This window comes from Diaphorobacter sp. LR2014-1 (assembly GCF_002916785.1).
GTDB lineage: Bacteria > Pseudomonadota > Gammaproteobacteria > Burkholderiales > Burkholderiaceae_C > Diaphorobacter > Diaphorobacter nitroreducens.
In genome coordinates this window covers 1-8,705 of record NZ_MTBE01000062.1, presented here as the reverse complement: position 1 = coordinate 8,705, position 8,705 = coordinate 1, and the positions used below count along the sequence as shown (strand labels likewise).

The window sequence follows — 8,705 nt, the reverse complement described above, 5'->3', positions numbered from 1 at the left end:
CCGGTGGCACCGATGGGCGGCCACGGCGGGCGTACACCGCTTCGAACTCGCGGTTCATGGTTGCCAGCAGCGCATCAACCACCGCGCGCAACTTGCGCAGCGGGTGTGCCTGCGGCACGCGCTCTTCAAGGCTGATGTAGCTGAACATCGCCCCCTGGAAATCTTGACTGCCTCTCATCGTCCTCGTCTGGGTCGTTCACCGATGGCTTCAGATCGTAGCGGCCAACGCGGGCGTCGGCGGGGGATTTTTCAACGGCCTGTTAAAAGGGATCGTTTGTTCAGTACGTTCATTGCGATGGGTTTTATGGATGGAAAACGGGGTCAGCTGCCCGGATGGAACGGCTTTCCGAGCGCGGCCGGCATGTTCGCACGAATCCAGGCCGGGTTGCGCGAAATGAGGACCAGCACCACGATGGTCGCCACGTAGGGCAGCATGGACAGCAACTGGCTGGCCACCTGCACGCCCGTGGCCTGCAGGTGGAACTGCAGCATGGTCACGCCGCCGAACAGGTAGGCGCCCAGCAGCACGCGCGCGGGCCGCCAGGTGGCGAAAGTGGTCAGCGCCAGCGCGATCCAGCCGCGCCCGGCCACCATGCCCTCCACCCACAGCGGCGTGTACACGGTGGAGATGTAGGCGCCCGCCAGCCCGCACAGCGCACCGCCCGCCGCCACGGCTCCCAGGCGAATGCCGCGCACGGGGTAGCCCAGCGCGTGGGCGGATTCGGGCGACTCGCCGACCGAGCGCAGCACCAGGCCGGCGCGCGTGCGGTAGAGGAACCACACCATGAGCGCGACCAGCACCACGGTCAGATAGACCAGCGGGTGCAACCTGAACAGCGCCTGGCCCACCACCGGCAGATCGCCCAACACCGGCCAGGCGAACTTGGGCGTGTCCGGCAGCTTGGCCTGCACATAGCCGATGCCCACGAAGGCCGAGAAGCCCACGCCGAACAGGCTCAGGGCCAGGCCGGTGGCGTACTGGTTGGTGTTGAACCAGATCACCAGCACGCCGAACAGCGCCGCCAGCACCGCGCCGGCCGCCATGCCCGCGAGCAGCCCCAGCGTGAAGCTGCCCGTGTGCACCACGGTGGCAAACGCGGCAATGGCCGCGCACAGCATCATGCCCTCGGCCCCCAGGTTGACGATGCCGGCCTTCTCGTTGATCAGCAGGCCCAGCGCGGCGATGGCCAGCACCGTGCCGGCGCTCAGCGTGCTGCCCAGCAGCAATGCGTACGATTCCATCACGCGCGCCCTCCCCTGGCACCCACCCACCGCACGCGGTAGGCAATCAAGGTGTCACACGCCAGCAGCGTGAACAGCAGCAGGCCCTGGAACACGCCCGTGAGGGACTTCGGCAACCCCATGCGCGACTGCGCCAGTTCGCCGCCGATGTAGAACATGCTCATCAGCAGCGCCGACAGCACCATGCCCACCGGATGCAGCCGCCCTACGAAGGCCACGATGATGGCCGCAAAACCATAGCCCGCCGGTACATACGGCGTGAGCTGGCCGATGGGTCCGGCCACTTCCAGCGCCCCCGCCAGGCCCGCCAGGCCGCCGGAGATCAGCAGCGCCGTCCACAGCGCGCGCCGCGACGAAAAGCCCGCGTAGCGCGCCGCCGCCGGCGCCAGCCCGCCCACCTGCAGCGCGAAGCCCGCGCGCATGCGGAACAGAAACACCCACAGCAGCGCCGCACCCAGCAGCGCCAGCGGCAGCCCGATGGTCACGCGCGAGCCCGTGAACAGCTTGGGCATCTGCGTGACGGGCTCGAACATCTTGGTCTGCGGGAAGTTGAAGCCCATCGGGTCCTTCCACGGCCCATACACGAGGTAGCCCAGCAACAGCGTGGCCACGTACACCAGCATCAGGCTGACCAGGATTTCGTTGGCATTGAAGCGGTCGCGCAGCAGCGCCGTGATGCCCGCCCACGCCATGCCCCCCAGCACTCCGGCAACCAGGATGACAGGCACGATCCACGGACCGGTGGCCTTGTCGGCCAGCAGTGCCACGCCGCCCGCAGCCACGGCGCCGATCACGAACTGCCCCTCCGCGCCAATGTTCCAGACATTGGAGCGAAAACACACCGCCAGTCCCAGCGCGATGAGCAGCAACGGGGTGGCTTTCACCGCCAATTCGCCCAACGCATAGGGCGACTTGATCGGCTCCCAGAAGAACACCTGCAGCCCGCGCACCGGGTCCTTGCCCAGGGCCGCAAACAGCAGCACGCCGATCAGCACCGTGATCGCCAGCGCAAGCAGCGGCGAGCCAAAAACGAACAGGCGCGACGCCTCGGGGCGCGCCTCAAGCTTGAGCATGGCCGGCCTCCTCGGGTGCGCTGGTCGCGCGCAGGTGCGCCTGCACCTCGGCGTGCCACAGGCCGCTCATCCATTCGCCGATGCGCTCCACCGTCGCCTCGGCGCGTGGCACGGACGGCGACAGATGCCCCTTGGCCAGCACGTGCAGCCGGTCACAGATTTCAAACAATTCGTCCAACTCCTCGCTGAGCACCAGCACGCCACAGCCCTGGTCGCGCAGCTTCAATATCTCGCCGCGGATCTGCGCGGCCGCGCCCACGTCCACGCCCCAGGTGGGCTGCGAGACGATGAGCAGACGCGGGCCGGCGTCGATCTCGCGCCCCACGATGAATTTCTGCAGGTTGCCGCCCGACAGCGACTTGGCCGCCGCATTCGGCCCGCCCGCCTTGACCTGAAAGCGCGCGATGATGGCGCGCGCCTGCGCCTGCAGTTGCCCCATGCGCAGCCAGCCGAAAGCGCCCACCGCATCGGTGCGGGTCAGCAGCAGGTTGTGCGCCAGCCCCATGCTGGGCACGGCGCCGCGGCCCAGGCGCTCTTCGGGCACGAAGTGCAGGCCCAGCGCGCGGCGCTGGCGTGGGTTCATGCGGCCGACGGGCACCAGCCCCTGCGGCCCCGCCACCTGCACCATGGCGGGCGCGGCGCGCTGGTCCTCGCCCGACAGGGCGTAGAGCAACTCTTTCTGCCCATTGCCCGAGATGCCGGCAATGCCCACCACCTCGCCCGCGCGCACCTCCAGGTCGATGTCGATGAGCGGCACGCCGAAGGGGTCGGCCGCCGGCAGGCTCAAGGAACTGGCGCGCAGCATCACCCCGCCCGTGGTCACCTCACGGTGCGCCAGGGCCGGCGGCTCGGCGCCGATCATCATGCGCGACAGCGACGCGTTGGACTCCTGCGAAGGGTCGCACACGCCCGTGACCACCCCGCCGCGCATCACCGTGCAGGCCGTGCACAGCGCGCGGATTTCGTGCAGCTTGTGGCTGATGTAGAGAATGCTGCAGCCCTCGCTGGCCAATTGCTTGAGTACCACGAAGAGCTTGTCCACCGCCTGCGGCGTGAGCACCGAAGTGGGTTCGTCCAAGATCAGCAGCTTGGGCTGCGTGAGCAGCGCGCGGATGATCTCCACGCGCTGCATCTCGCCCACGGAGAGCGTGTGCACGGGCCGCAGCGGGTCGATACCCAGGCCGTACTCGGAGGCCGTGGCACGGATGCGGCGCTCCACCTCGGCCAGCGGCACGCTCTTGTCCTGGCCCAGCCAGACGTTCTCGGCCACGGTCAGGGTGTCGAACAGGCTGAAATGCTGGAACACCATGGCAATGCCCAGCTGGCGCGCCTCCTGCGGATTGCGCACCTGCACGGGGCGGCCGTCGAACAGCATCTGGCCCTCGTCGGGCTTCACGGCGCCGTAGATGATCTTCATCAGCGTGGACTTGCCGGCGCCGTTCTCGCCCAGCACCGCATGCACCTCGCCGGGCTGCACCGTGAGCGATACGCCATCGTTGGCCACCACGGCCGGGTATCGCTTGGTGATGCCCGTCAGCTGCAGCCGCGGCGCGCCGGTGGCGGGGGCAGAAGGGGGTGAGGGATTCATCCTGCGATTGTCTCCTAGTTTTTTGGACGGCTGCCTGGAATCAAAACAGCATGCAGCGCCGACCCACCGGGCGCCAGCAGCTACTTTTTTTATAGCAAACCGTCGGCCACCAACCACGCCGGCGGGGTTGTGTGTACCGCCCTATGGTCAAGCCGGCGCCTGCGGCATACCCTTGGGTACATGACAACGCCCCGCCCCATACGCTTCGTCCGCCGCGGCCGCACCGTGCAGTTGCACGGCATCGCGCCCGACCGCACCCTGCTGGAGATTCTGCGCGAGGACCTGGGCGCCACCGGCACCAAGGAGGGCTGCGGCGAAGGCGACTGCGGCGCCTGCACCGTGGTGCTGGGCGAGGCGCGCCAGGGCCGCATGCACTACCAGGCCGTCAACAGCTGCATCCGCCTGGCCCATTCCATCGACGGCATGGCGCTGTGGACGGTGGAGGACCTGGCGCACGACCCGCTGATCCGGCCCGCGTCCGGCCCAAAGGGCAGCGCACTGCATCCCGTGCAGGAGGCGCTGGTCCAATGCCACGGCTCGCAATGCGGGTTTTGCACGCCGGGTTTTGCCATGAGCCTGTTCGGCCTGTACCAGAACGAGGTCTGCCAGAACCGAGGCATCACGCGCGCGCAGGCGGCCGAGGCACTGTCGGGCAACCTGTGCCGCTGCACGGGCTACCGCCCCATCCTGGATGCCGCACAGCAGATGCAGCAACTGCCGCGCGTGCAGGTGGACGAAACCGCATTGCTACAGCAATTGGAGCTACTCGCGCTTGCCCCGCAAGCGCTAGAGGCCGATTTCTCTTATATCTCGCCGGCCACGCTCCCTGATCTGCTGGCCGCGCGCGCCGCCCACCCCGACGCGCAACTGGTGGCCGGCGCCACCGACCTGGGCCTGTGGATCACCAAGCAGCACCGCCGCTTCCCGCGCCTGTTGGACGTGACGCGCGCCGCGGAACTGACCGGCGTGGTCGAGCACGACGGCCAGCTCACGCTGGGCGCGGCCGTATCGCTCACCGATGCCTTCTCTGCGCTGCAGGCCCGCTGGCCGCAACTGCACCGCTTTGCCGCGCGCTTTGCGGGTCTGCCGGTGCGCAACAGCGGCACGCTGGGGGGCAACGTGGCCAACGGCTCGCCCATTGGCGACTCGATGCCGCTGCTGATCGCGCTGGGGGCGCAGGTGGAGCTGGCCAGCACGCGCGGCAGCCGGCGCATGCCCCTGGAGGATTTCTACACCGGCTACCGGCAGAACCAGTTGGCGGCAGACGAGCTGCTCACCTTCATCCACCTACCTCTGCCCACGCCGGACCAGGGGCTGGCGGACCAGCGGCTGGCGGCCTACAAAGTCTCCAAGCGCTTCGACGACGACATCTCTGCCGTGTGCCTGGCCATCCAGCTGCGCATCGAAGGGCAGACCATCACCCAGGCGCGCATCGGCGCGGGCGGCGTGGCCGCCACCCCGGCACGCGCCCGCCAGACCGAGGCTGCGCTGACCGGCCAGCCCTGGACCGCCGCAACGGCGGAGCGCGCCGCCGCCGTGCTGCAGGCCGAATTCAACCCCATCAGCGACATGCGCGCGAGCGGCGCCTATCGCCGTGAAGTGCTAGGCGCGCTGGTGCGCCGCTTTTGGCGCGAGACCCGCGGCGGTGCGGAAACCCCAGCGCTGGAGCGCCTGCAACCCCTGACGCTGGAGGCCACGCCATGAAGCGCGATGACGACCACGCTCCCACTGGCCGCGCGGCCGCTGGCAACCCACCGGCCATGACCCAGCCCGCGATGGGCCAGCCCGCCATGGGCCAGCCCGCCATGGGCCAGCCCGCCATGGGCCAGCCCCACGCGCACGAGAGCGCACGTGCACAGGTGGCGGGCAGCGCCCACTACATCGACGACCTGCCCGAGGTAAAGGGCACGTTCTACGCCGCCCCCATCCTCAGCACCGTGGCGCACGGGCGGCTGGAAAGCGTGGACACGCAAGCCGCGCTGCAGCTCGCGGGCGTGCACGGCGTGGTGCTGGCACAGGACATTCCGGGCGATCCGGTACTGGCGGCGTTCGCCCATGATGAGCCGGTGTTCGCGCAGGCTACGGTGCAACACATCGGCCAGGTGATCGGCCTGGTGGTGGCCGATTCGGTGATGCAGGCGCGGCGCGCGGCGCGGCAGGTGAAGCTGAGCATCACCGCCCTGCCCGCCATCCTCACCGTACAGGACGCCTTGGCCGCCGAGAGCTATGTTCTACCGCCCGTGCACGTGCGCCGGGGCGACGCGGCCCAGGCGCTGGCGCAGGCGCCGCACCGCCTGCAGGGGCGTCTGGAAGTCGGCGGGCAGGAGCATTTCTATCTGGAGGGTCAGATCGCCTATGCCCTGCCGCAGGAACAGGGGCAGTGGCTGATCCACTCCAGCACCCAGCACCCCGGCGAGGTGCAGCACTGGGTGGCGCATGCGCTGGGCATCGACAGCCACGCGGTGCGCGTGGAGTGCCGGCGCATGGGCGGCGGCTTTGGCGGCAAGGAAACGCAGGCCGGCCACCTGGCCGTGTGGGCGGCGCTGGCGGCGCACAAGTTCGGCCGGCCAGTCAAGCTGCGCCTGGACCGCGACGACGACTTCATGGTCACCGGCAAGCGCCACCCCTTCGCCTACGAATGGGACGTGGGCTTTGACGACGCCGGGCGCATCACCGGCCTCAAACTGATGATGGCCGCCAACTGCGGCTTCAGCGCCGATCTGTCGGGCCCCGTGGCCGACCGCGCGGTGTTCCACTGCGACAACGCGTACTTCCTGGAGCATGTGGAAATCGCCTCGTACCGCTGCAAGACGCACACCCAGAGCCATACCGCGTTCCGCGGCTTTGGCGGGCCGCAGGGGGTGATCGCCATCGAGACCATCCTGGGCGACATCGCCCGCGCCCTGGGCCGGGACGCGCTGGACGTGCGCCTGGCCAACCTCTACGGGCTGCACGAACGCAACGTGACCCACTACCAGATGACCGTGGAGGACAACATCCTGCACGATTTGCTACCGCAATTGGAGCAGTCCGCGCTTTACAGGCAACGGCAGGAGGCCATTTCGACATGGAATTCCGCGAACCCCGTGCTCAAGCGCGGCTTGGGCCTGACGCCGGTGAAGTTCGGCATCAGCTTCACGGCCACGCTGTTCAACCAAGCTGGAGCGCTGGTGCACGTGTACACCGACGGCAGCGTGCAGGTGAACCACGGTGGCACCGAGATGGGCCAGGGCCTGCACACCAAGGTGGCGCAGATCGTGGCCGATGAGCTGGGCGTGCCCCTCTCCCGCGTGCTGGTCACCGCCAGCGACACCGCCAAGGTGCCCAACGCCAGCGCCACCGCCGCCAGCAGCGGCACCGACCTGAACGGCCGCGCCGCGCAGTTCGCGGCGCGCCATGTGCGCGACAACCTGGCGGCGTTCGTCTGCGGGCTGGACGGCTGCGGCGCGGGCGCCATCCGCTTCGCGGGTGGGCAGGTCATATCCCCCAAGCGCACGCGGCGCTGGGAGGACGTGGTGAAGGAGGCCTACGCCAACCGCATCCAGCTGTGGAGCGACGGCTTTTACCGCACGCCCAAGATCCACTACGACAAGACCACGCTCACCGGCCGGCCCTTCTACTACTTCGCCTATGGCGCCGCCTGCACCGAGGTGGCCATCGACACCCACACCGGCGAGAGCCGCGTGCTGTCCGTGGACATCCTGCACGACGTGGGCCACAGCATCAACCCGGCCATCGACCTCGGCCAGATCGAGGGCGGTTTCGTGCAGGGCATGGGGTGGCTTACCACCGAGCAACTGGTGTGGAACGACGAAGGACGCCTGGCCACGCACGCCCCCAGCACCTACAAGATCCCCGCCACGGGCGACGTGCCCGAGCACCTGCGCGTGCAGCTGTGGCACCAGCCCAACCGCGAGGACAACGTGGGCGGCAGCAAGGCCGTGGGCGAGCCGCCGTTCATGCTGGCCATCAGCGTGTACGAAGCACTGCGCAATGCAATCGCTGCGGCCCGGGGGGACGGCGGCGGCGATGCGCGCGCACCCGTGCAACTGACCGCGCCCGCCACGGCAGAGAACGTGCTGCGCGCGCTCGGGCGGCTGGAGTAACCCGCCGCCGTGTGCGGCCATGCCAGCCTAGCTACCAAAAGGAGGCCCCCCGGCTCTGCCGGGGAGGCAGTAGAAGTTTGACTTTTCAGGAGGTTGTCCACCGTAGAGACTTTCAATCGTGAGCCGCCAAGCAAACGAAAGGAAGAAACACGATGGACAAGTATGAAAGTTTGAGTCACACGGCCTGGGATTGCAAATATCACGTGGTCTTCATCCCCAAGTGTCGAAGGCGAACGCTGTACAAGCAGCTACGCGAACACCTGGGTGAGGTATTCAGAAAGTTGGCCGCGCAAAAGGAATGCAGGGTTGAAGAGGGGCATCTGATGCCCGATCACGTGCACATGATGCTGTCGATCCCACCGAAGTACTCGGTGTCGCAGGTGGTGGGCTTTATCAAAGGCAAGAGCGCAATCCACCTTGCGCGGGTGTACGGAGAGCGAAAGCGCAACTTCGTGGGTCAGCACTTCTGGGCGCGAGGGTACTTCGTCTCGACGGTGGGACGCGACGAAGCGGTGATACGGGAGTACATCCGAAACCAGGAGAAGGAAGACGAGAGGTTGGACCAACTCGGTCTATGGAGGTGAGTAGCCACCGATAGGTGGCCCCAAGAATGAGGGGCCGCGTTAGCGACCCCTTACAGCCGCTTTGAGCGGCTCACATCCCGAATGCCCCCGGCTTTGCCGGGGGATGGTTACC

Annotated in this window: 6 protein-coding genes and 1 pseudogene; 3 read left to right on the top strand and 4 right to left on the bottom strand. The window is 68.1% G+C overall.

What is annotated here, in order from left to right; translation table 11 throughout:
• The 4 genes and pseudogenes from BV908_RS21230 to BV908_RS21215 all read right to left on the bottom strand — a co-directional run.
• Nucleotides 1-178, bottom strand: a pseudogene (locus BV908_RS21230) (IS5/IS1182 family transposase); the annotation flags it as partial.
• A gap of 143 nt (nt 179-321) precedes the next feature.
• Entirely contained in the window at nt 322-1,242 is a 921-nt protein-coding gene (locus BV908_RS21225; RefSeq protein WP_015913827.1) for an ABC transporter permease, read from the bottom strand.
• Nucleotides 1,242-2,315: an ABC transporter permease gene (locus BV908_RS21220; protein WP_103739157.1), complete on the bottom strand. Its 1,074-nt coding sequence runs from the start codon at nt 2,313-2,315 to the stop codon at nt 1,242-1,244. Before BV908_RS21220 ends, BV908_RS21225 begins: the two co-directional genes overlap by 1 nt.
• Entirely contained in the window at nt 2,302-3,903 is a 1,602-nt protein-coding gene (locus BV908_RS21215) for an ABC transporter ATP-binding protein (protein ID WP_103739156.1), read from the bottom strand. Before BV908_RS21215 ends, BV908_RS21220 begins: the two co-directional genes overlap by 14 nt.
• Before the next feature lie 180 nt (nt 3,904-4,083).
• On the opposite strand from BV908_RS21215, the gene xdhA reads away from it, so the two are divergent.
• The 3 genes from xdhA to tnpA all read left to right on the top strand — a co-directional run bounded on the left by xdhA (nt 4,084) and on the right by tnpA (nt 8,593).
• Nucleotides 4,084-5,607, top strand: a complete 1,524-nt coding sequence (gene xdhA, locus BV908_RS21210) for a xanthine dehydrogenase small subunit (protein WP_103739155.1) — start codon at nt 4,084-4,086, stop codon at nt 5,605-5,607.
• Nucleotides 5,608-5,693: 86 nt separating this feature from the next.
• On the top strand, nt 5,694-8,009 hold the full coding sequence (gene xdhB, locus BV908_RS21205) for a xanthine dehydrogenase molybdopterin binding subunit (protein ID WP_246867572.1): 2,316 nt from the start codon (nt 5,694-5,696) through the stop codon (nt 8,007-8,009).
• A gap of 152 nt (nt 8,010-8,161) precedes the next feature.
• Entirely contained in the window at nt 8,162-8,593 is a 432-nt protein-coding gene (tnpA, locus tag BV908_RS21200) for an IS200/IS605 family transposase (protein WP_026437438.1), read from the top strand.
• Nucleotides 8,594-8,705 lie beyond the last annotated feature (112 nt).

Coding starts and splice junctions, on each gene's coding strand:
- BV908_RS21225 (WP_015913827.1), bottom strand. CDS start 1,242: ATGGAATCGTACGCATTGCTGCTGGGCAGCACGCTGAGCGCCGGCACG.
- BV908_RS21220 (WP_103739157.1), bottom strand. CDS start 2,315: ATGCTCAAGCTTGAGGCGCGCCCCGAGGCGTCGCGCCTGTTCGTTTTT.
- BV908_RS21215 (WP_103739156.1), bottom strand. CDS start 3,903: ATGAATCCCTCACCCCCTTCTGCCCCCGCCACCGGCGCGCCGCGGCTG.
- xdhA (WP_103739155.1), top strand. CDS start 4,084: ATGACAACGCCCCGCCCCATACGCTTCGTCCGCCGCGGCCGCACCGTG.
- xdhB (WP_246867572.1), top strand. CDS start 5,694: ATGGGCCAGCCCGCCATGGGCCAGCCCGCCATGGGCCAGCCCCACGCG.
- tnpA (WP_026437438.1), top strand. CDS start 8,162: ATGGACAAGTATGAAAGTTTGAGTCACACGGCCTGGGATTGCAAATAT.